Source organism: Polaromonas vacuolata, assembly GCF_012584515.1.
GTDB classification, from domain to species: Bacteria; Pseudomonadota; Gammaproteobacteria; order Burkholderiales; family Burkholderiaceae_C; genus Polaromonas; species Polaromonas vacuolata.
Window position 1 is genome coordinate 3,801,362 of the sequence record NZ_CP051461.1, and the last position, 20,653, is coordinate 3,822,014.

Sequence of the window (20,653 nt, forward strand, 5' to 3'; positions counted from 1 at the left end):
GCTTAAAACACAAAGGTGTAAATCAGCCAAAAATTGGCCGCCGTGATCACACCAAACAAAGACCAAGCCGCCAACTTAGTCACAGGTCCATTCACAAACTTGCCCATCATGGCCTTGTTGCTGGTGAACTGAATCAAGGGCCACATCGCAAACGGCAGCTGAAAACTCAGCACCACTTGACTCAGCACCAGCATCTTGCTTATGCCGTTGTCACCGAACCAAAGCACACCAAAATAAGCCGGAATCAAGGCCAGCGCGCGCGTGATCACGCGGCGTTGCCAGCAGGGAATCTTCAGATCCAGAAAACCTTCCAGCACGATTTGACCGGCGATAGTGCCGGTAAAAGTCGAGCTCTGACCAGAGGCTAAAAGCGCGATCGCAAACAAGCTTGCGGCCAGCGCGCTGCCGACAATCGGTTCGATCAAGCGATGTGCGTCAGCGATGTCGCTGACTTCGCGGTAGCCGCTGCTATTAAAAGCACTAGCGGCCAAAATCATAATTGCCGCATTGACCATAAAAGCCAATGTCAGGCAGACCATGGTGTCTAGCGTTGCAAAGCGCAGCGCTTCGCGCCGGCCCGCATCGGTAGGATGAACTTGACGCGTCTGCACAATCGATGAGTGCAGATAAAGGTTGTGTGGCATCACAGTGGCGCCCACTACAGCAATCGCCAGATAAAGCGCACCCGGCTGCTGTAGCCGCTCAAGGCTAGGCACCAGACCCATCGCCACGCCTAACCAGTTAGGCTCAGACATAGCCAGCTGCACCACGAAGCAACCCGCAATTGTCACGATTAGGCCTAGCATGATGGCTTCTACACGGCGAAAACCTGCGCCCTGCAGACCGAGCACCAAGATTGTGTCAAATGCCGTGATGGCTATTCCAACGGGGATAGACACGCCAAATAAAAGATGTAGCGCCAACGCGCTGCCCAGTACTTCAGCAAGGTCGGTGGCAATAATGCTGATCTCCGCACCCAACCATAAAAAACGGTTCACGCGCGGCGAGTAATGATCGCGGCAAGCACGCGCCAAATCTTTTTGCACAATCAGACCAAGACGCACGCAGAGTGTTTGCAGCAGCATGGCCGCAATACTTGCCAGCAACACAACAAATAGCAGGCCGTAGCCGAACCGCGAACCGGCCTCGATATCAGTGGCCCAATTGCCCGGGTCCATATAACCCACCGAGACCAGCAAGCCAGGGCCGGCAAAACGCAGTAGCTTTTTGTGCAGCGGCAGACCGGGGTCAAGCTTGATACTACCCTTGACTTCAGAGGGACAAAACGGAGCTGTGGCGGTGCGGGGCAACTTATACATGGTGGCCAAGTGTAGTCGTGTGAAAGACTTGTAAAGACTCGTTTTGGCTATGCCCTCGATAGTCGACGCTAGAGATGAACTGAGAGCGTAAAGGCGAAAAAAAAACGCGCCCAGTGGACGCGTTTTACTAGCTAAAAAATATTACTTTGAAACGACGCGAACCATCTCAAGACACTTGTTGGAGTAACCCCATTCGTTGTCATACCAAGCGACGATTTTCACAAACGTGCTGTCCAGTGCAATGCTGGCATCGGCATCAAAAATCGAGGTCCGCGTGTCACCCCGGAAATCTGTTGCCACGACTTTGTCTTCGGTATAACCGAGCACACCTTTGAGCGCGCCCTGGCTTTGCGCTTTCATCTCGGCGCGGATTTCATCCATGCTGGCTTCGCTGTTTAGCTCGCAAGTCAAATCGACGACTGACACATCAGAAGTCGGCACACGGAAAGACATGCCCGTGAGTTTTTTGTTCAACGCAGGAATCACAATGCCGACCGCTTTAGCAGCGCCCGTTGACGATGGAATAATATTTTCCAAAATACCGCGACCGCCGCGCCAGTCTTTGTTGCTAGGGCCGTCAACAGTTTTTTGCGTCGCAGTTGCCGCATGCACCGTTGTCATCAGGCCGCGCTTAATGCCCCATTTGTCATTGAGCACCTTGGCCACTGGCGCTAAGCAGTTGGTGGTGCAGCTGGCGTTGGAGATGATGGCTTCACCTTTGTAGGTCTGGTCATTCACACCGAACACAAACATCGGCGTATCGTCTTTGGACGGTGCAGAAATAATGACTTTTTTCGCACCTGCTGTGAGGTGTTTTTCGGCACCGGCTTTGTCCAAAAATAAACCGGTTGATTCAATCACGACATCCGCGCCAACTTCATTCCATTTCAAGTTTGCAGGGTCACGCTCTTGCGTCAAACGGATTTTTTTACCGTTCACGATCAAGGTGTTGCCTTCTACAGAAACCTCACCTTTAAAACGGCCATGGACTGAATCGTATTGCAGCATGTAGGCCAGGTATTCGGGCTCGAGCAAGTCGTTGATACCAACGATTTCAATGTCTTCAAAGCTAGCAATAGCCGAGCGAAAAACATTGCGGCCTATGCGACCAAATCCATTGATGCCTACTTTGATTGTCATTTTTTTCTCTCCAGAAAAGTTACTACTCAAAAATACCTGGTGCGGTTTTATCCGCCCACTGGCTTACTTTTTCAACACCTTGCGCACCGTGTCGGCGACGTTTTCAGGTGTGAATCCAAAATGTTTAAACAGCACCGGTGCGGGCGCTGACTCGCCATAACTGTCTATACCGACAACAGCGGCGCAGCGGTATTTCCACCAGCCGTCAGTCACACCCATCTCGACGGCAATGCGCGGCAAACCTTCTGGCAACACCAGCGATTTATAGGCGGTTTTTTGTTTATCAAAGGTCGTGGTGCTGGGCATGGAAACCACACGTACGGCGATTTTGTAAGTGGCGAGCAACTCCTGCGCCTTGAGCGCGAGCTGCACTTCAGAGCCAGTCGCAATAATCACGGCTTGGGCTTTTTTAGTTAAACCCACCTCTTCTGGCTCGGCCAGAATGTAAGCGCCTTTGCTGATTTCACCGAGATTGGTTTTGGGCGCATACGGCAGGTTTTGGCGGCTTAGCAGCAAAGCCGTTGGCTTGTCCTTGTTCTGTAATGCAACCGCCCATGCGACTGCTGTTTCAGCCGTGTCGCCCGGACGCCAGACGTCGAGGTTGGGGATTAAACGCAGACTGGCCGCATGCTCGATTGACTGGTGCGTAGGGCCGTCTTCGCCCAAACCGATGGAGTCATGTGTGAACACATGAATCACGCGCAACTTCATGATCGCAGCCATGCGAATGGCGTTGCGGCTGTAGTCGCTAAAAGTCAAGAACGTGCCGCCGTAGGGAATATAGCCGCCATGCAGGGCCGCGCCATTCATGATGGCCGCCATGCCGAATTCACGCACGCCGTAATTAATGTGGCGACCGCCGATTTCTTTGCCATCAGCGCCGGCTGTGAGCACGACTTTGCCGTCGGCGTCAAAACGCAAGTTAGGCGTGGACTTGGTATTCGTCAGGTTTGAACCCGTCAAGTCAGCCGAGCCGCCGAGCAGCTCAGGCATGCCGGCGGTGAAGGCTTCGAGCGCGAGCTGCGAGGCTTTGCGCGACGCCACGGTTTCAGCTTTGGTGTGAGCCGCCACCACAGTGTCTACGGCTAGCTGAGAGAAGCTCTTAGGCAGCTCGCCCAGCATGCGGCGGGAAAGTTCTGCGGCGAGTTCTGGATAGGCCGTTTTATACGCCGCAAAGCGTGCATCCCAATCGGCTTCTAGCGCCAATCCTTTGACCTTGGCATCCCAAGCGGCGTAGCTTTCCTGCGGAATTTCAAACGGCGCGTGCGGCCAGTTAATGGCTTCGCGGGTGAGCTTGATTTCTTCGGCGCCGAGTGGCTCGCCGTGGGCTTTGGAAGTATTGGCGCGGTTCGGTGAGCCCTTACCAATATGCGTCTTGCAAATGATTAGGCTGGGCTTGTTATCTGTGCTTTGTTTTGCGCTGGCGATGGCGGCATCGACTTGGTCTGCATCGTGGCCGTCGACCGGGCCTATGACGTTCCAGCCGTAAGCGGCAAAACGCTGCGCAGTATTGTCTATAAACCAAGGCGCGACTTGGCCATCAATCGAGATGCCGTTGTCGTCATACAGCGCAATCAGTTTGCCGAGTCGCCATGCGCCTGCCAGTGCGGCGGCTTCGTGGCTAATGCCTTCCATTAAGCAGCCGTCACCCATAAAGACATAGGTGTTGTGCGCCACTACGTTATGGCCGTCACGGTTAAATTCCTGCGCCAGCAGCTTTTCAGCCAGCGCCATGCCGACGGCATTGGTCAAGCCTTGGCCAAGCGGGCCAGTGGTGGTTTCAACGCCTGGGGTGTAGCCAACTTCCGGGTGACCCGGAGTTTTGCTGTGCAGCTGGCGGAAGTTCTTGAGCTCTTTAATTGGCAGCGCATAGCCCGTCAGGTGCAGCACGGCATACAGCAACATAGAGCCGTGGCCGTTAGACAGCACGAAGCGGTCGCGGTCAAACCAATGGGGATTGTGTGGGCTGTGCTTGAGATGTCGGCCCCAGAGTGCCACTGCCATATCCGCCATGCCCATGGGCGCGCCGGGATGGCCGGAATTGGCTTGTTGCACCGCATCCATGGCAAGCGCCCGGATAGAAGCGGCCATGAGGGAGGCGCTGTGGTCTGCAGTAAGAGTCATTGGCTTGGTATCCATTAGGTAGACGCAAGGTCTGGGTGTGGGTAAATACAGCGGCGCCCGTTGGCACGGGGAAACCCGGATTTTACGGGATGAAGCATGACAAGCTGGCGAAGCGGACTTGAGTCAGTCTGTTTTCGCTATGGAATCAATAGCTGCCTAAGACGGTTTAAAGGGCATTACAGACAGGTTTCATTGACAAAAGGGCCATAATCCAAAGTTGTATGACGATAAAAGCAATGATTCTTGCCGCTGGTCGCGGCGAACGCATGCGGCCGCTGACCGATGTGTATCCCAAGCCGCTGCTGCAGGTACGCGGCAAGGCTTTGCTCGACTGGCAGGTTGAAGCACTGGCGCGGGGAGGCTTCGCGCAGCTGGTCATCAACACCGATTGGTTGGGCCATCAAATCGAGCAGCATTTTTCAGACCAGCCCGATATTGTTTTTTCGCACGAAGGCCAAGACTTTGGCGCTGCGCTAGAAACCGCTGGCGGAATAGCCCGCGCTCTGCCATTGCTAGGCGATATGTTTTGGGTTTTAGCCGGCGATGTTTTTATGCCGGGCTTTGAATTTTCTCAATCAGCGGTAGACCACTTTGCCGCCAGCGACAAGCTCGCCCACCTCTGGCTAGTACCCAATCCAGCGCACAACCTATCGGGTGACTTTGGCCTATCGGATACGGGGCTGGCGCTTAACCTGGATGCTGCATCCAGCGAGCCACGCCACACCTTCAGCACGGTGGCGCTTTATCGCCGCGCATTTTTTGACAGTCTGCCCGCCGGCAATCCACAAGGACAACGGGCGGCATTAGCACCACTGCTGCGCCTGGCCATGGCGCGCCAACAAGTTAGCGCCCAGCTATACCAAGGCGCTTGGACCGATGTCGGCACACCGGCGCGATTAGCCGAACTAAACCAAACATGATTTGAAAAGGGAAAACCTATGAGCCTTAACTCCGTTTACCAAAAACGCCGCGCATTAGTCGCCAAAGCCTTAAAGGCTGCCGGCGGCGGTGTCGCCTTGCTGCCAACCGCACCAGAGCACCCGCGTAACCGCGACAGCGACTTTCCCTATCGGCACGACAGCTACTTTTACTATCTGACCGGCTTTAGCGAGCCAGACAGCTGGCTGGTGATTGAAGCCAGCGGCAAGAGCACACTGTTTTGCCGACCGAAAGACACCGAACGTGAAATCTGGGATGGCTTGCGCTTGGGTCCAGACTCTGCACCAGCCGGCTTGGCACTAGATCAAGCCTTTGGCGTTGACAGCTTGGACGAGAAAATGCCAGCACTACTGGCCAATCAGCCGGCAGTCTGGTTTCCGTTTGCGACCCACAAAGGCTTGGAGACGCAAGTTGACGGCTGGCTAGACAAGGTCAGAGCGCGCGTGCGCTTGGGCGCCCAGTGTCCGCGAAGCCTGCACGACTTATGCCAACTGCTAGACGAGATGCGTTTGATTAAGGACGCGCATGAAATAGCCATCCTGCGGCGCGCAGGGAAGATTTCGGCAGGCGCCCATGTGCGGGCGATGCAAACTTCAGCCGCAATGCTGCGCGCCAACGTTAAAACCACCAAGGCATCAAAGTCAGCCAGCGCCGCCAAAGACAGTTTGCGCGAATACCATTTAGAAGCTGAATTACTGCACGAATTTCGTCGCCACGGCGCGCAGTTTCCGGCCTACACCAGCATTGTTGCGGCCGGAGCGAACGCCTGCATACTGCACTACCGAGCCGACACGGCCGAAGTCAAAAATGGTGACTTGTGCCTGATAGACGCCGGCTGCGAGCTCGATGGCTATGCCAGCGATATCACCCGCACATTCCCGGCAAATGGCAAATTCACACCGGCCCAACGCACGCTCTACGACATCGTTTTGGCCGCGCAGCAAGCGGCCATCAAGGTCAGCAAACCCGGCAAACGTTTTACCGATCCGCACGACGCCGCTACCCGTGTGCTGGCCCAAGGCATGCTGGACACCGGCCTGCTAGACGCCAAACAACACGGCACGGTTGACGATGTGATTGCCTCTGGCGCCTACCGCCAGTTTTACATGCACCGCACCGGCCACTGGATGGGCATGGATGTGCATGACTGCGGCGACTACACCGAGCCCAATGGGAAACCCAAATTAGAAAAAGACGGGCTTGGCCAAATGGTGATGAAAAAACCGCCACGCATTTTGCGCGCCGGTATGGTGCTGACGATTGAGCCCGGGATTTACGTGCGACCCGCCAAAGGCGTGCCGAAAGAATTCTGGAATATTGGCATACGTATAGAAGACGACGCCTTGATCACGGCCAAAGGCTGCGAGTTGCTTACACGTGGCGTGCCAGTAGACGCCGACGAAATCGAGGCGCTGATGCAAGCCTAAACGGCTAAAGCGTTGCGCTTTCAGCGATCCGCCTTCAAACCAAGACTCGATTCATCTCAGTATTGTCAGGGCTACCCAAACCCTGATACTGCTACCCATCGGCCTACAATCGCAGACCGAAGAAGCCATTCCACAAGCTTATAACCAGCTAATTCCGGAGACATTTTTTCATGCCTACAAATATTTCGACAGCGTCTGACAATAGCGACGAAAAACGCGCGGAACTGCGCCGTGCAGCGCTCGAATACCACGAATTTCCAAGCCCAGGAAAACTCTCCATCGCGGCAACCAAACAACTGGTGAATCAGCGCGACTTGGCATTGGCCTACTCGCCCGGCGTTGCCGCGCCCTGCGAAGAAATTGTTAAAGACCCAAACAACGCTTACCGCTACACCAGCCGCGGGAACTTGGTAGCCGTGATCACCAATGGCACTGCAGTGTTGGGTCTGGGCAATATCGGCCCATTGGCGTCCAAGCCGGTGATGGAAGGCAAGGCAGTACTGTTTAAAAAGTTCGCTGGCGTTGATGTGTTCGACCTAGAAATTGACGAGACCGACCCCGCCAAACTTGTCGACATCATTGCCTCTTTAGAGCCCACCTTTGGGGCTATCAATCTTGAAGACATCAGGGCCCCTGACTGCTTTTATGTCGAGCGCGAACTGCGCAAGCGCATGAAAATTCCCGTCTTTCACGACGACCAGCACGGTACGGCAATCACTGTAGCGGCGGCAATGCTCAACGCCTTAAAGGTAGTTGGTAAAAATCCCGGCGACGTCAAACTGGTCACATCTGGTGCCGGCGCTGCGGCATTGGCTTGCCTCAAACTGCTGTTAAAAGTCGGTATTAAGCGCGAAAACGTTTACGCCACTGACTTAGCTGGTGTGGTTTACGTGGGCCGCACCGAGCTGATGGACGAGGACAAGATTGAGTTCGCGCAAGAAACGTCAGCCCGCACGCTAGCTGAGATTATTGACGGCGCCGACATCTTCTTGGGCCTGTCCGCTGGCGGTGTTCTAAAGCCTGACATGGTGCGCAAGATGGCGGCCCGGCCAATTATTTTCGCCTTGGCCAACCCCAATCCCGAGATCAACCCTGACGAAGTCAAAGCCGTGCGCGACGATGCAGTGATTGCCACCGGTCGCTCGGATTACCCGAATCAGGTCAACAACGTCCTGTGTTTCCCCTATATTTTTCGCGGAGCGCTCGACGCTGGCGCATCGACCATCACACTAGAGATGGAAATCGCGGCCGTGCATGCGATTGCTAACTTAGCGCAAGCCGAGCAAAGCGAAGTCGTGGCCGCCGTTTATGTCGGCGAGAAAATGGCGTTTGGTCCCGAATATGTCATTCCTAAGCCGTTCGATCCGCGGCTGATGATTAAGATCGCACCAGCTGTGGCGCAAGCCGCCGCAGACAGCGGCGTAGCACTTCGTCCGATACAGGACATGGATGCTTACCGCGAACGCCTGCAAAGCTTTGTCTATGCCTCAGGCACCGTGATGAAGCCGATATTTGCCGCCGCCAAGGCAGCGACTCGCAAGCGCATTGCTTATGCCGAGGGTGAAGAAGAACGTGTGCTGCGTGCCTGCCAAATCGTGGTTGATGAGGGCCTAGCCCGGCCGACGCTGATTGGCCGTCCCGCCATCATCGCTAAGCGCATCGAAGAATTTGGTCTGCGTTTGAAAGAAGAGCTTGATTACGACATCGTCAATGTAGAGGACGATCTGCGCTACCGTGACTTCTGGCAAACCTATTACAACATGATGGAAAGACGCGGCGTCACAGTGCAAATCGCCAAGATAGAGATGCGTAGACGCCTGACGCTGATTGCCGGCATGCTGCTGCACAAAGGCGATGTAGACGGCTTGATCTGCGGCACTTGGGGCAATACTGCACATCATCTGGACTACTTGGACCAAGTCATCGGCAAGCGCGAAGGCGTCAATACCTATGCCTGCATGAACGCGTTGTTGCTGCCAGGTCGTCAAGTATTTTTGCTCGATACCCATGTCAACTTAGATCCAACCGCCGAACAGCTCGCCGAAATCACCATGATGGCGGCAGAAGAGATGTTGCGGTTTGGCATCAAGCCCAAAGCAGCGCTGTTGTCGCATTCGAACTTTGGTTCGTCCAATACGCCTAGCAGCATCAAAATGCGCCGTACGCTCGAATTGCTGCGCGAGAAAGCACCATGGCTAGAAGTCGATGGCGAAATGCACGGCGATCTAGCGCTTGACGCCGATGCTCGCCGGCTGATCATGCCCAACAGCACGCTGACTGGCGAGGCCAATCTGTTGGTCATGCCCAATATTGATGCGGCGAATATTTCTTACAACCTGCTCAAGACCGCCGCCGGCGGCAATATCGCTATTGGCCCTGTTCTTTTAGGCGCCAACAAACCGATGCACATTCTGACCGCCACCGCGACTGTACGCAGGATTGTCAATATGACAGCTTTGACAGTTGCGGACGCCAACGCGAGCCGATAAAAATCGGCGAAACAGCAAGCACTAACTTACGGACGCCTTTACGGGCACCGTAAGTGCTTAAATTTTCAGCAGACGCTTGCGTTTTTCACGCACATGCGTCAAACTACACGACTTGAAATTTGAGGGTTAACCCGGGAAACTTGGTAAGCATTTTGGCGTCGCCGTCATGCTAAAAAATAGAGCCTGACTTCAGTAAAGGCGTTTAAATGTTTAAAAGCGTGTGGCGCTCAAGAAGCTTAAAAAGCTCGAAATCAGAGAAAACCCAAAGCAAGCAATGGATTAAAGCTACGGCTGCAATGCGCTTGTTTTTCTCGGTCGCCGTGATCGGTGTGGCAGGTCTAGTAAGTTTGAGTTTTAGCGTAGTTCACGCCAGAACACTTTCAGATGCTCAGACCCAAAAGCTGGACATGGTTTCAGTTTCTCGCTTACCCGCACAAGCTCAGGACATGTTGACGCTTATTTATCAAGGCGGACCATTCAGGTACGACAAAGATGGAGTGGTTTTTGGTAACCGGGAACGAATTCTCCCTGCTAAAGACCGAGGATTTTATCGGGAATATACCGTCAGGACGCCAACAGAGCGCAGTCGGGGAGCCCGGCGCATAGTTTGCGGTGGCTTAAAACCTGCTGCGCCCGATGCGTGTTTTTACACCGATGACCACTACGCGAGTTTTCGCAAAATCGTTCAGTAATTTGAACTGTGGTTGTTTTTTTGTATGGTCAACTAAAGAGAAAGAGAAACGGAGATGGATACACCACTTCGTCGAGACAGCGAGACGCCAACCGGCACGACTGAAATCCCGCTTAAGGGAATCAGGCCAAATCTCGTTCAGTCTATACGTGCGTTTCGGGTACCGGAACTTCAAGATGCAGCCACTCAGTTGGAACAGCACTTTTTGTATGCCAACTTGGGTAACGCCCAGAGCAAACAAGATGTGTTGGACATGATTGCTGCTCAGTACACCTTTCCCGCGCACTACGGCAAGAACTTTGATGCTCTGTACGACTGCATGACGGACTTGGTACATAAATCAGGCCCACAGCCAGGTTTTGTCGTCGTGCTGGAACAAATTCCTGCGAATGCAAAATTTGACAAAGAAGCACGCGAACAGCTTTTAGACATTTTCAGAGATGCAGCGGACTACTGGGCGGATCGCAAGATACCGTTTAGATGTTTCTATTCTTTTCTGTAGCCCGCTCCCCAGACATAGGCCAAGGGGATCGGGCTAGTGAGGCCCAAAACGCAGAAGGTGCAGAAGTTATGCCGACCGATAAACTGGTCGATATCTCACCACTCGCATTACGCATGAGTAGTCCGTTTAACGCGGGATACTGGCTAACAGCGGCTTAAACCCGCCGTTATCCACCCACAAAAAAGCCCGCTTAGAGCAATCAAAGCAGGCTTTTTTTATGTCAGTAATGAACTAGGCTGTAGCCCAAAGTTTGGCACCAGCCAAATCACTTTAGGCAGGCTGTGTAATGGCTTTAGTCGTGGCTTGCTGCGCTAAATCAGCGGCGACCTGAAGCGCCAAAGCAATGTATTCATCAACGGCTACTTCCTCAGCGCGGCGCTGCACACTAAAGACACCGGTAAAAGCTTTCTCTTCCAGCCAGCGGCCTAGCGTGTGGCGCAGCAGTTTGCGGCGCTGACTAAAGGCTACGCGAACCAATTCACTGAACAGCGCAACATTGACCGCCGCAGGCTCTGCACGCGGCAGCATACGTACGATGGCACTGTTAACACGTGGTGGTGGATCAAAGCTTTCGGGCGGTACAAACAAAACGTTTTCCATGGCATAACGCCATTGCAGCATTACGCTAAGCCGGCCGTACTCGCCGCCCTTGGGTGTGGCGACCATACGGTCTATGACTTCTTTTTGCAGCATGAAGTGCTGGTCTTCAATCACATCAGCGGCGTCGAGCAGGTGGAACAAAATCGGGGTCGAGATGTTGTAAGGCAGATTGCCAACAACACGTATCTTGGTGCCGGCCGCCGTAGCCAATGCACGAAAATCTACTCTGAGCACATCGGACTCTATCACCGTCAAATTTTTGTGCCCGCGCAGCTGAACCGCAAGATCGCGGTCCAACTCAATGACGGTTAAGTGGCCAAGTCGCTCGGCCAGTGGCCGGGTCATGGCGGCTAGGCCAGGGCCGATCTCAACCATGGACTGACCAGGTTGCGGCGCAATCGCTTCAACAATTTCTTGAATTACGCTGCGGTCGGTTAAAAAGTGTTGTCCAAAACGCTTGCGGGGAATATGTTTCATGTTTTCGTATTACTTAGGCGAATCGCGGTACTCGACATAAGCCCTTCCGCGCACTTCTTGAGCCCACAGGGCGTAGGCTTCTTCCTGCTTTTTATCACGCAGCACATTGCGGGCCGTCTCGCGCAACTCACGCGCCGTGAGCTTGGCCTCACGCCTCTCAAGCACTTGGATCAAGTGGACACCAAAGCGAGACACCAGCGGCTCTGAAATCTGGTTCAGGGCCAAGCCATTCATGGCTTGCTCAAACTCAGGCACGAACATGCCGGGGCTGGCCCAGCCTAAATCGCCGCCGTCTTTTGCCGAGGCATCCTCACTATTGTCGCGCGCCAATTGCGCAAAGTCAGACTGACCGGAGAGCACACGGCGCTTGTAGTCAGCCAGCTTGGCCTGGGCCATCGCTTCGGTGAACTGGGGCGTCAAGCGCAACAAGATATGGCGCGCATGGGTTTGCGTGACATTCACAGCGGCAGCATTACCTTGTTTTTTCTCAATGAGCTTGAGCACATGAAAGCCAGCGCCGCTTCGGATCGGACCGGCGATGCCACCCACCGCCAAACGTTGTGTGGCGTCTACAAACAAGCTGGGATAGCGGTCCGCACTCCGCAGGCCTATCTGACCGCCATTGTTAGCGGTTTGAGCATCAGAATACTGGCCGACCAGCGCTGCAAAATTGGCACCAGCACGCGCGCTATCGGCAGCGCTCTGGGCCTTGGCTTGAAAGGCTGCGACTTGCGTAGGAGTGGCGTTCTCAGGAACAGACACGAGAATTTGTGCGAGATTTATCTCAAGACTTCCACTCAATGCTTGGTCGCGCAGGTATTGGTCAATATCTTGATCAGCAATCACAGCGCGCGAGTCGACCTCGCGTTGACGCAGCCGGCTAACCAGCACCTCGTCACGCAACTCATTACGAAACTGGCTGTAGGCAATTCCATCGACCTCAAGCCGGCGACGCAACTCGTCAACGCTGATCTGGTTTTGCCGAGCCACTGACTCTACGGCGTTCTCGACCGCGTTCTCATCGACTTTCAAGCCCGACAAGCGTGCCAACTGAAGTTGCGCTTTGTCACTGATTAAGCGTTCCAGCACTTGCGGCAGTAATTCGCTGCGCGGCGGTATAGGCGCTCCTTGTTGGCTTAACTGCTGCTCGGCGCGCAGCAGCTTGATGCGCACCTCGGTATTGGTAATCGGTTCTGAGTTGACAACTGCAACAATGAAGTCAGCACTGCGCTGAACATTGGCCGCAGGCCCAGACACCACTGGAGAGCTGCCGAACTGCTGCGACAGCTTGAGTCCTTGAGCCTGGACCGCCACGCCTGCAAGGCTCAGACCAGCCAAGATCAGCGCCGAAACCAGCACGCTACGATTGGCCAAAGCGCTGGTAGAGGAAAGACGAGGTAAAAGGGATGAAAAATAAAATTTAGTCATAGTTGGTAAAGCGGCTTGGAGCGGCGACCTTATCGCGCAATAGCTGGTAACGGGGAATATTGGTTTTCAATGCTTCCAACGGATTAGAGCCGATGCGGGAAAAGCCAACCAGTTCGAGTTGAAAAAGGATTCGGCTATTCGATGTAGCCAGGCTGCTTTGTGATCGCTGGAATACGACTCGGCCTATCCAGCAGCAACCGTCATACTCTACACCCAAGACCAAATCGACAAACTTTTTGTCTGGCACGCTGTAGTTCATACGGCCCACACTGTAGTAACGGCCTTCGCCTTGGCCACGGCCAGCACCCAGGTCTTTTCCCTTGTCGCCCCACAAGTCATTGATGGGCCACTGCCAACCCACATCGACCAAATTACTTTGGGCCGCCAGATTATTTTGATCAACCTGGCGCCTTAGTGCGGCACTGACCACGCGGTAATCGCCTGGCGAGTAACGCAAACCAAAGGTCGAGCGCTCAGACTTTTTGGTTTTGGGGTTGTACTGCACCGTGCTGTCAAAAGTCCATTGCGGCGTCCAGTTGATAGTGGTGCCAACCAACAAATCGCTGATGCGGTCGGTGATCGGTAAAAAGCCAGGCAAAGTCACCAGTTGGTCTTCAAAGCGCAGGCGCTGAGCTACGCCAAAGCGGGCCGTCTCTGCACCCGTATCCGGATCTAACAGCCTTGTAGTTGCACCCAAAGTCAGCAAGTTCGCGTCCGAAATGCGGTCATTGCCAGAAAATGCATTCTCGGTAAACACCGTCGCAAAATTAAAGTCGTTCGCACCCGAGTCATAGTTGGGCAACACACTCTGATTGCGAAACGGCGTGCGCACATAAAACGCGCGTGGCTCCAGAGTCTGAGTAAAACTGCGGCCAAAGAAATTAGCGGGACGCTCAAATTGCAAACCGCTGTCTAAGCTAAAGGTCGGCAGCACGCGTGACTCCGAGCTGTTTCCAGTGGTTGGGAAAGGCGAGTCGTAGCGGTAGCTGGTGGCATGCAGCTGCAGCTTAGGCGTGATGAAAGCACCTGGCGAAATCCAAGGCCGGCTGACCTGCGCAGAAAGCAGGCCGCGCTCACCATTAGGCTGGCCATTGGGCGGAGAAAACAGTGATCGGTCGATTGAAAAGTGTGAATACTGGGCAGTGGTAGACCAGTCAAAACCACTCATGCCAGCAATCGGCACATTCACACGGGTGTAAGTAGCAGTAGCTTGCGGCAACAAGTCATACGGCGGCGTGATGGGTGAAGCCAGATCTTGCAGCGTTTGCCATTTGAGGACACGTATGCTGGTCGATAAAAAGCCTTTGCCCCAACTCAAGCTCGCATCATTGGCCAGTAAACGTCGGGTTAATGTATCCCCGTTACGAGTGAAATCGCGCCAATATTCGTTATCACTGACACGGTTTAAATTCAGGTTTAAACCAAAATTACCGACGCCGGGTATGTCGCTGCGCAGTGTCTGTGCATGCTGCAGCGAGTATGACCAGCGATTAGTACCGCGCAGCTTGTCGCTGGGCAAATAGTTGCCCGCAATCTTGCCGTTGAAGTCATGTTCAAGATAGCGATATTCACCGCCTAAGTCGATGCCGCGCTTACTTAAAACGGTTGGCGAGAAGGTCGCGTCGCGGTTCGGTGCGATGTTGAAATAATAAGGCTGGGTTATTTGTAAGCCACTGATGCTGTCCACGCCGATAGTGGGCGGTAACAGGCCAGATTTACGCTTGTCACTGAGTGGAAAGCTGACCGTCGGAAAAGCCAGAATGGGCACATCTTTAAAACGCAGCACTGCGCCTGTGGCCTCGCCGGTTTCGGCTTCCATGTCAAACTTAAAACTGTCAGCGGTCAATATCCAAGCCGGCTTCCAAGACGCCTCATCGGTGCGCTCACAGGTGGTGTAGGTCGCTTGGATGGCGACCAAGCGCTGGTCATCAATAAAGTTAATTCTGTCGGCACGACCATTGCCAGCATTGCTCAAAAAGCGATACGTGGTGTTACTAAAAAACCCCTCGAAAGTATCGAGCTTGATCTGCAACTCTGAGCCGTAGTACTGGTTGCCAGCATTGCTAACATGCACATTGCCTAAAGTTTTGACGCTGTCATCGGGCTGGAAATACTCAATACGGTCAGCCCGCACAGCGGTTGGGCCGCGGCGTAATTCGGCGTTGCCCTCAATCACGGTCTCCAAGTCTGCTCGACCAGAAATATTGTCGCCAAAGACAAATGTCGGCACTTCGTTACCAGGGCCTTGCGGTGGCTTTTCGGCCAGCATGGGACTACTTTTAAGTCCCGTTTGTGAGACGGAAGCAGGCACGACAAGCAAGTCGGCCACTGGCAGCTCCTGTATTCGTCCTTGCGACCAAGAGGCGGGCGCGTAGCCCAGCCCCAGCATAGCCACGGACGTTAGCGCAGCAAGACGCAGGACGGCGCAGGACACCGGGGAGAAAGTAAAAGGCTGGGGGGATGCGGTTCGCATCTTAAATATTGGGTGAGACCGTTGGTTAAAACAAAGCTGATTATCCATGACGCCTACTGACTCTTAATCCCCTTTGAATGACAAGCAGTTCTGAGCCCACAGAGGCTCACAACGAGATACTTTTCAGCCTACCGTGGATTAATCCAGCGGCTCCAATAAGTACCCCTTCAAGAGCCACGATACTACTGGCTATGAACGCTACCAACGACGACCCTTTCGCCAGCCCCATCATTTGGACCGACAGCGCCCGCGCCAGTGCTTTTTCTAATTGGCTACAAGGCCTGCAAGTAAAGCATGGACTCGTACCCAACAGCTTGCGGCCAGCTTCAGCCGATGCCAGTTTCAGGCGCTACTTCAGAATCGACAGCAGTAACCAGCGCAGCTTCATCATCATGGATGCACCGCCAGCGCAGGAAGACAGTCAGTCATTTGTCAAAGTCGCGCAGCTCATGCGTGACGCCAAATTGAATGTGCCTGAAGTGCTGGATTGGGAGCAGTCCCTAGGCTTTATGTTGCTCAGCGATCTGGGCGATAAGACCATGATGGATGGGATGCAAACGCCGCCCGAACTTCTCTGCACACAACCCGCTAGCTTGGCCATGCCAGCGGCACCCTCGCCCGCCCAATACGCACTTTACATGCAGGCCGTCGATGCGCTAATTGTTTGGCAATTGGCTTCCAAGCCCGGCGTTTTGCCCGAGTACGACGACGCTTTGCTATCGCGCGAGCTGGCGCTTTTCCCCGACTGGTATGTTGCCAAACACCGTGGTTTTGTCATGGATGCGGAACAAACCGAGACTCTCAAGCTAGCGTTTGAGCAGATCAAGACTAACTGTCTGACGTCTCTAGGCGGCGCCAGAGTTTATGTACACCGCGACTTCATGCCGCGCAACCTAATGCCCGCACCAGCTGGTCTGGTTATAGAACTAGGCTTGGGCGTATTAGACTTTCAAGATGCGGTTTACGGCCCGATTAGCTACGACATCGCCAGCTTGATGCGGGACGCATTTTTAAGCTGGGAAGAAGATGTCGTGCTCGACATCACCGTGCGTTACTGGCAAAAAGCACGCAAAGCTGGCTTGCCGGTGGGCGACGATTTTGGTGAGTTTTTTCGTGCAGTGGAATGGATGGGCTTGCAGCGCCACCTCAAAATTCTGGGTATTTTTGCGCGCCTGACGCTGCGGGATGGCAAACCCAAATACCTAGCCGATACGCCGCGCTTTATGCGTTATGCGCGCGCCACCTGCGCGCGTTATCGCCAACTTGGCCCATTCATGGTGCTGCTCGACGCTATCGAGGGCAACGAAACCCGCATAGGCTACACCTTTTAATGACTCAAACATTTGCCACTTCTAGCCATCGTGCGCGCGCAGCGATGGGTGTTTCGGACTGTTCCCCCTCAACCCCGGCTGCGACACAAATATGAGCGCGCGCTTTTTTGTGGATTTGCCGCTTCTACCAGGCAGCAGCATCAGCCTGCCTGAGTACGCCGCCCGTCATGTGCAGGTACTGCGTCTGCAGCCCGGCGGCATGATCACGCTTTTCAACAGCATGGGGCCAGAAGAGGGTGAGTTTTTAGCCACTGTCGATCGCATGGGTCGCAGTGATGTTGACGTCACGATAGGCCAATGGACGGCTACACAACGCGAAGCACCCCGTGCAGTCCACCTAATCATGGGCATGCCGGCCAACGATCGCATGGATTGGCTGGTCGAGAAAGCCACTGAACTTGGCGTTGCCAGTATTCAGCCCTTGATAACCGAGCGCAGCGTACTTCGCCTGAGTGGCGAGCGCGCCAGCAAAAAACTCTTACATTGGCGCGGCGTTGCGGCTGCAGCTTGCGAGCAATCTGGCCGCAACCGCGTGCCGGTCATTCATGCCGTCGCTAGCCTGAGCGACTGGCTCAAGCAAAATCCTGATCAGGGCGACTCTCAGCGCCTGCTGCTGTCTCTGCAAACCGGTACCCAGCCGCTGGTGCAACAAGTCGCCGGCAGCGCTGCTGTGCGCTTTTTAAGCGGTCCTGAAGGCGGCCTAGGACCGAGCGAAGAAACGGCCGCTATGCGCAGTGGGTTTTTACCCGTCACGCTAGGGCCACGCGTGCTGCGCGCAGAAACCGCTCCGCTAGCCTGTCTGGCGTTGCTTGGCCTAATGTCTTAGACCCAAAATCTATTTGCCCTAACTGTGAAAACGCCATGAACCGCAACCTTTGGCTTTTAGCCATTTGTCAGGGCTTGTTCCTGACCAATAACGTGACCTTTATCGCAATCAATGGTTTGGTTGGTTTAAACCTTGCACCATTGGGTTGGATGGCGACTTTGCCGGTCATGGGTTATGTGGTGGGCGGCGCGCTGTCGACCGGATTGGTGGCGAAAACGCAGGCCCGCTATGGCCGCAAGATGTCGTTTCAATTGGGGCTGCTGGTGGCTGTCGCCTCGGCGCTGCTGTGCTGCTATGCGGCTTACAGCCGTGATTTCTGGTTGTTAGTAGCCGCCACCGTAGTGGCGGGTTACTACAACGCCAATGCCCAGCTCTACCGCTTTGCGGCAGCCGAGTTGGCTCTGCCGGCTTTTCGTGACAAAGCCATTTCGCTAGTCATGGCTGGCGGCTTGATTGGCGCGGTAGCTGGGCCTAACTTAGCGTCGGCCACACGCAGTCTGACGGCAGTACCGTTTGCCGGTGCTTATCTGGCCTTGGCGGGTGTGGCACTCCTTGCCATGCTGCTGCTGGCCTACATAGACTTTGCGCCGGCCCCGGTCAAAAACGCAAGCAGCGCAATCGACACTGGCCGACCGTTAAGCGTGATCATGCGCCAGCCGGTATTCATAGTCGCCGCCGGTGCCGGTGCACTCAGCTACGGCGTGATGAATCTACTCATGGCGGCCACGCCGATTGCTATGCAAATGTGCAGCCTGCCGTTCTCCGACGTAGCGCTAGTGCTGGAGTGGCATGTCATCGGCATGTTTGCGCCCGGCTTTTTCACCGGTCATTTGATTAAACGCTTTGGCACGCTCAGCATCATGTCTGTAGGCTTGGTACTCAATGTGTTGTGTGTGGCGATAGCGCTATCAGGCGTTGAGTTTCAACAGTTTTTGTTGGCGCTATTTCTGCTAGGTTTGGGTTGGAATTTTCTCTTTACTGGTGCGACTTCGTTAGCCTTGACGGCTTATCAGCCCGAAGAAAAAGACAAAGCTCAAGGAGCACTGAACTTTTGCGTTTTCGCGGTGCTCGCCATTTCGTCTCTCGCCTCTGGTGTGCTGGTCACCAATCAAGGCTGGACTTGGCTGAATTTAGGCTCTTTGCTACCGCTAGGCTTATGCGCGGCAGGCCTAATTTGGCTGGCGCTAAAACAGCGCAAGCCAGTGAATGCCTAAACACGCAGCGCTGCCGTATCCGCTGCGCACCTAGACCTGGCCGATGATTCGCTAGAGTCGGCTCAGCCGGGCACGCTGGCCATCACATGGGCCACGGCCGCAGTTAGCTTTTTGGCATAGGGCACGTGCAAAAATTCGTTTGGACCGTGCGCATTGCTTTTAGGGCCCAACACGCCGCACACCATCATTTGTGCGTTTGGAAAACCCTTGCTTAACATGCTCATCAGCGGAATCGTACCGCCCTGACCAATCGTGCCGCAGGGCGCGCCAAAAAAGCTTTGCGAGGCGTCGTTGAGCGCGTTTTCAAACCATGGCACGGTGGCCGGTGCGTTCCAGCCAGTAGCACCGCCATGGCTCTGAAACGTCACCTTGGCTTGATAGGGTGCGTTGTCTTCTAGCAGCGCCTTGAGCTCTTGTACCGCAGCACCAGCGTCTATCAGCGGTGGGAAACGCAGCGATAACTTAAAGGCGGTGTAAGGCCGCACCACATTGCCAGCATCTTGCAAGGTCGGAAAACCTTCTGCGCCGGTCACGCTAAGCGTCGGACGCCAGGTGCGATTGAGCAGCGCTTCGACTGGGTCGGTAGTAGTGGGCAGCGTCAGCATGGTGGAGCCTTCGCAGTCGTAATGCGCCCACGGGAATCGCTTGTAAATTTCATCGCCCAAAATAGCTGCCGTTGCCTCAGCCTGCAACCTGCGGTCAGCCGGAATTTCGCAGTGAAAGCTTTGCGGCAGCAGTGTGCCGGTCTTGCTGTCTTCGAGCCGGTCCAACACATGGCGCAACACGCGAAAGCTAGAAGGCACCAAACCACTGGCGTCGCCAGAATGTATGCCTTCGGTCAATACTTCTACTTTGAGCACGCCGGCAGCATTGCCGCGCAAGCTGGTGGTTAGCCAAAGCTGGTCATAGTTGCCAGCCCCTGAATCTAAGCAAACCACCAAGGCGACTTCACCCAGCCGGTCTTTCAAGGCGGTCACATAGGGCAGCAAATCGTAAGAGCCGCTTTCCTCGCAGGTTTCAATCAAGCCAACGATGCGCGGATGCGGCACGTTCTGGGCTTTGAGGGCCTGCACTGCGGCAATGCTGGCGTAGGCGGCATAACCATCGTCCGCACCGCCGCGGCCGTAGAGTTTACCGTCCAAATACTTAGGCGTCCACGGGCCAAGGTCGTTGCGCCAACCGGTGAATTCTGGCTGCTTATCGAGGTGACCATACATCAACACGGTTAGAGTAGAGTGGGCACGGGTCGCAGGGATTTCAAAAAACAGCACTGGCGTGCGGCCTTCTAAGCGCACGATTTCTAACGTCAGGCCTTGGATTTTTTGCGCCTCGATCCAACTCGCCGCATTGCGCATCACGGTGTCAATGAAGCCGTGCGCCGCCCAATCACTGTCGAAGGTGGGGGATTTGGCGGGAATCGCAATGTAGTTGCTGATCTGCTCGACGATGTCCTTATCCCACTGGGCGTCGATTTGGGTCTGGGCGCGAGTGGCATCAAGAATATTGGCCGGTATTTCGCGGTGCAGGGGTGCGTTCATGGGAGACTCCGTCAAATAAATATTGACCTACTCTACTCCAGCATGAAGTCTGCTGCCCATGCGGGACTTACGGGCCCGATTTAACGCTGCGCTCTGCGTCATTCAGCCACGCTTCACACGACTGTTTATTGAATA

At 54.7% G+C, this 20,653-nt stretch carries 15 protein-coding genes; 8 read left to right on the top strand and 7 right to left on the bottom strand.

The window, feature by feature from the left end; all coding sequences use genetic code 11:
- Window positions 1-2: 2 nt before the first annotated feature.
- From HC248_RS17295 to tkt, 3 genes are all read right to left on the bottom strand, one after another.
- Entirely contained in the window at window positions 3-1,319 is a 1,317-nt protein-coding gene (locus tag HC248_RS17295) for an Nramp family divalent metal transporter (RefSeq protein ID WP_168923566.1), read from the bottom strand.
- A 141-nt stretch (window positions 1,320-1,460) separates the two neighbouring features.
- On the bottom strand, window positions 1,461-2,459 hold the full coding sequence (gene gap, locus HC248_RS17300) for a type I glyceraldehyde-3-phosphate dehydrogenase (protein ID WP_168923567.1): 999 nt from the start codon (window positions 2,457-2,459) through the stop codon (window positions 1,461-1,463).
- Window positions 2,460-2,522: 63 nt separating this feature from the next.
- Window positions 2,523-4,583 carry a transketolase gene (gene tkt / locus HC248_RS17305; protein WP_238342670.1) on the bottom strand — a complete coding sequence of 687 codons (2,061 nt, stop codon included), beginning with the start codon at window positions 4,581-4,583 and terminating at the stop codon, window positions 2,523-2,525.
- A gap of 236 nt (window positions 4,584-4,819) precedes the next feature.
- Between tkt and HC248_RS17310 the strand changes: the two genes are divergently transcribed.
- The 5 genes from HC248_RS17310 to HC248_RS17330 all read left to right on the top strand — a co-directional run bounded on the left by HC248_RS17310 (window position 4,820) and on the right by HC248_RS17330 (window position 10,631).
- Complete coding sequence (locus tag HC248_RS17310) at window positions 4,820-5,503, top strand: nucleotidyltransferase family protein (RefSeq protein WP_168923924.1); 684 nt, start codon at window positions 4,820-4,822, stop codon at window positions 5,501-5,503.
- 18 nt (window positions 5,504-5,521) lie between these two features.
- Window positions 5,522-6,949 carry an aminopeptidase P N-terminal domain-containing protein gene (locus HC248_RS17315; protein ID WP_168923569.1) on the top strand — a complete coding sequence of 476 codons (1,428 nt, stop codon included), beginning with the start codon at window positions 5,522-5,524 and terminating at the stop codon, window positions 6,947-6,949.
- A gap of 170 nt (window positions 6,950-7,119) precedes the next feature.
- Entirely contained in the window at window positions 7,120-9,438 is a 2,319-nt protein-coding gene (locus HC248_RS17320; protein ID WP_168923570.1) for an NADP-dependent malic enzyme, read from the top strand.
- Between the two features lie 296 nt (window positions 9,439-9,734).
- Window positions 9,735-10,130, top strand: a complete 396-nt coding sequence (locus HC248_RS17325; RefSeq protein ID WP_168923571.1) for a guanyl-specific ribonuclease — start codon at window positions 9,735-9,737, stop codon at window positions 10,128-10,130.
- A gap of 54 nt (window positions 10,131-10,184) precedes the next feature.
- A complete protein-coding gene (locus HC248_RS17330; protein ID WP_168923572.1) occupies window positions 10,185-10,631 on the top strand; it encodes a barstar family protein in 447 nt (148 codons plus the stop codon).
- Between the two features lie 270 nt (window positions 10,632-10,901).
- Here the strand turns inward: HC248_RS17330 and rsmA are convergent, their stop codons facing one another.
- From rsmA to HC248_RS17345, 3 genes are read right to left on the bottom strand one after another with little or no spacing between them, the layout of a single operon-like run.
- Window positions 10,902-11,708 carry a 16S rRNA (adenine(1518)-N(6)/adenine(1519)-N(6))-dimethyltransferase RsmA gene (rsmA, locus tag HC248_RS17335; RefSeq protein WP_168923573.1) on the bottom strand — a complete coding sequence of 269 codons (807 nt, stop codon included), beginning with the start codon at window positions 11,706-11,708 and terminating at the stop codon, window positions 10,902-10,904.
- A gap of 9 nt (window positions 11,709-11,717) precedes the next feature.
- Complete coding sequence (locus HC248_RS17340) at window positions 11,718-13,136, bottom strand: peptidylprolyl isomerase (protein WP_168923574.1); 1,419 nt, start codon at window positions 13,134-13,136, stop codon at window positions 11,718-11,720.
- A complete protein-coding gene (locus tag HC248_RS17345; protein WP_202882398.1) occupies window positions 13,129-15,609 on the bottom strand; it encodes an LPS-assembly protein LptD in 2,481 nt (826 codons plus the stop codon). Before HC248_RS17345 ends, HC248_RS17340 begins: the two co-directional genes overlap by 8 nt.
- Before the next feature lie 191 nt (window positions 15,610-15,800).
- Here HC248_RS17345 and HC248_RS17350 point away from each other — a divergent pair, with 191 nt between their 5' ends.
- From HC248_RS17350 to HC248_RS17360, 3 genes are all read left to right on the top strand, one after another.
- Window positions 15,801-16,940: an aminoglycoside phosphotransferase family protein gene (locus HC248_RS17350; RefSeq protein WP_168923575.1), complete on the top strand. Its 1,140-nt coding sequence runs from the start codon at window positions 15,801-15,803 to the stop codon at window positions 16,938-16,940.
- Window positions 16,941-17,031: 91 nt separating this feature from the next.
- Complete coding sequence (locus HC248_RS17355; protein ID WP_168923576.1) at window positions 17,032-17,766, top strand: 16S rRNA (uracil(1498)-N(3))-methyltransferase; 735 nt, start codon at window positions 17,032-17,034, stop codon at window positions 17,764-17,766.
- Between the two features lie 35 nt (window positions 17,767-17,801).
- The gene (locus HC248_RS17360) at window positions 17,802-18,980 is read left to right on the top strand and encodes an MFS transporter (RefSeq protein ID WP_168923577.1); all 1,179 of its coding nucleotides are present in this window, start codon (window positions 17,802-17,804) and stop codon (window positions 18,978-18,980) included.
- 62 nt (window positions 18,981-19,042) lie between these two features.
- Here HC248_RS17360 and HC248_RS17365 read toward each other — a convergent pair whose 3' ends face one another.
- On the bottom strand, window positions 19,043-20,518 hold the full coding sequence (locus HC248_RS17365) for a M20 family metallopeptidase (RefSeq protein WP_168923578.1): 1,476 nt from the start codon (window positions 20,516-20,518) through the stop codon (window positions 19,043-19,045).
- Between the last annotated feature and the right edge of the window lie 135 nt (window positions 20,519-20,653).

Coding starts and splice junctions, on each gene's coding strand:
- HC248_RS17295 (WP_168923566.1), bottom strand. CDS start 1,319: ATGTATAAGTTGCCCCGCACCGCCACAGCTCCGTTTTGTCCCTCTGAA.
- gap (WP_168923567.1), bottom strand. CDS start 2,459: ATGACAATCAAAGTAGGCATCAATGGATTTGGTCGCATAGGCCGCAAT.
- tkt (WP_238342670.1), bottom strand. CDS start 4,583: ATGACTCTTACTGCAGACCACAGCGCCTCCCTCATGGCCGCTTCTATC.
- HC248_RS17310 (WP_168923924.1), top strand. CDS start 4,820: ATGATTCTTGCCGCTGGTCGCGGCGAACGCATGCGGCCGCTGACCGAT.
- HC248_RS17315 (WP_168923569.1), top strand. CDS start 5,522: ATGAGCCTTAACTCCGTTTACCAAAAACGCCGCGCATTAGTCGCCAAA.
- HC248_RS17320 (WP_168923570.1), top strand. CDS start 7,120: ATGCCTACAAATATTTCGACAGCGTCTGACAATAGCGACGAAAAACGC.
- HC248_RS17325 (WP_168923571.1), top strand. CDS start 9,735: ATGCGCTTGTTTTTCTCGGTCGCCGTGATCGGTGTGGCAGGTCTAGTA.
- HC248_RS17330 (WP_168923572.1), top strand. CDS start 10,185: ATGGATACACCACTTCGTCGAGACAGCGAGACGCCAACCGGCACGACT.
- rsmA (WP_168923573.1), bottom strand. CDS start 11,708: ATGAAACATATTCCCCGCAAGCGTTTTGGACAACACTTTTTAACCGAC.
- HC248_RS17340 (WP_168923574.1), bottom strand. CDS start 13,136: ATGACTAAATTTTATTTTTCATCCCTTTTACCTCGTCTTTCCTCTACC.
- HC248_RS17345 (WP_202882398.1), bottom strand. CDS start 15,609: ATGCGAACCGCATCCCCCCAGCCTTTTACTTTCTCCCCGGTGTCCTGC.
- HC248_RS17350 (WP_168923575.1), top strand. CDS start 15,801: ATGAACGCTACCAACGACGACCCTTTCGCCAGCCCCATCATTTGGACC.
- HC248_RS17355 (WP_168923576.1), top strand. CDS start 17,032: ATGAGCGCGCGCTTTTTTGTGGATTTGCCGCTTCTACCAGGCAGCAGC.
- HC248_RS17360 (WP_168923577.1), top strand. CDS start 17,802: ATGAACCGCAACCTTTGGCTTTTAGCCATTTGTCAGGGCTTGTTCCTG.
- HC248_RS17365 (WP_168923578.1), bottom strand. CDS start 20,518: ATGAACGCACCCCTGCACCGCGAAATACCGGCCAATATTCTTGATGCC.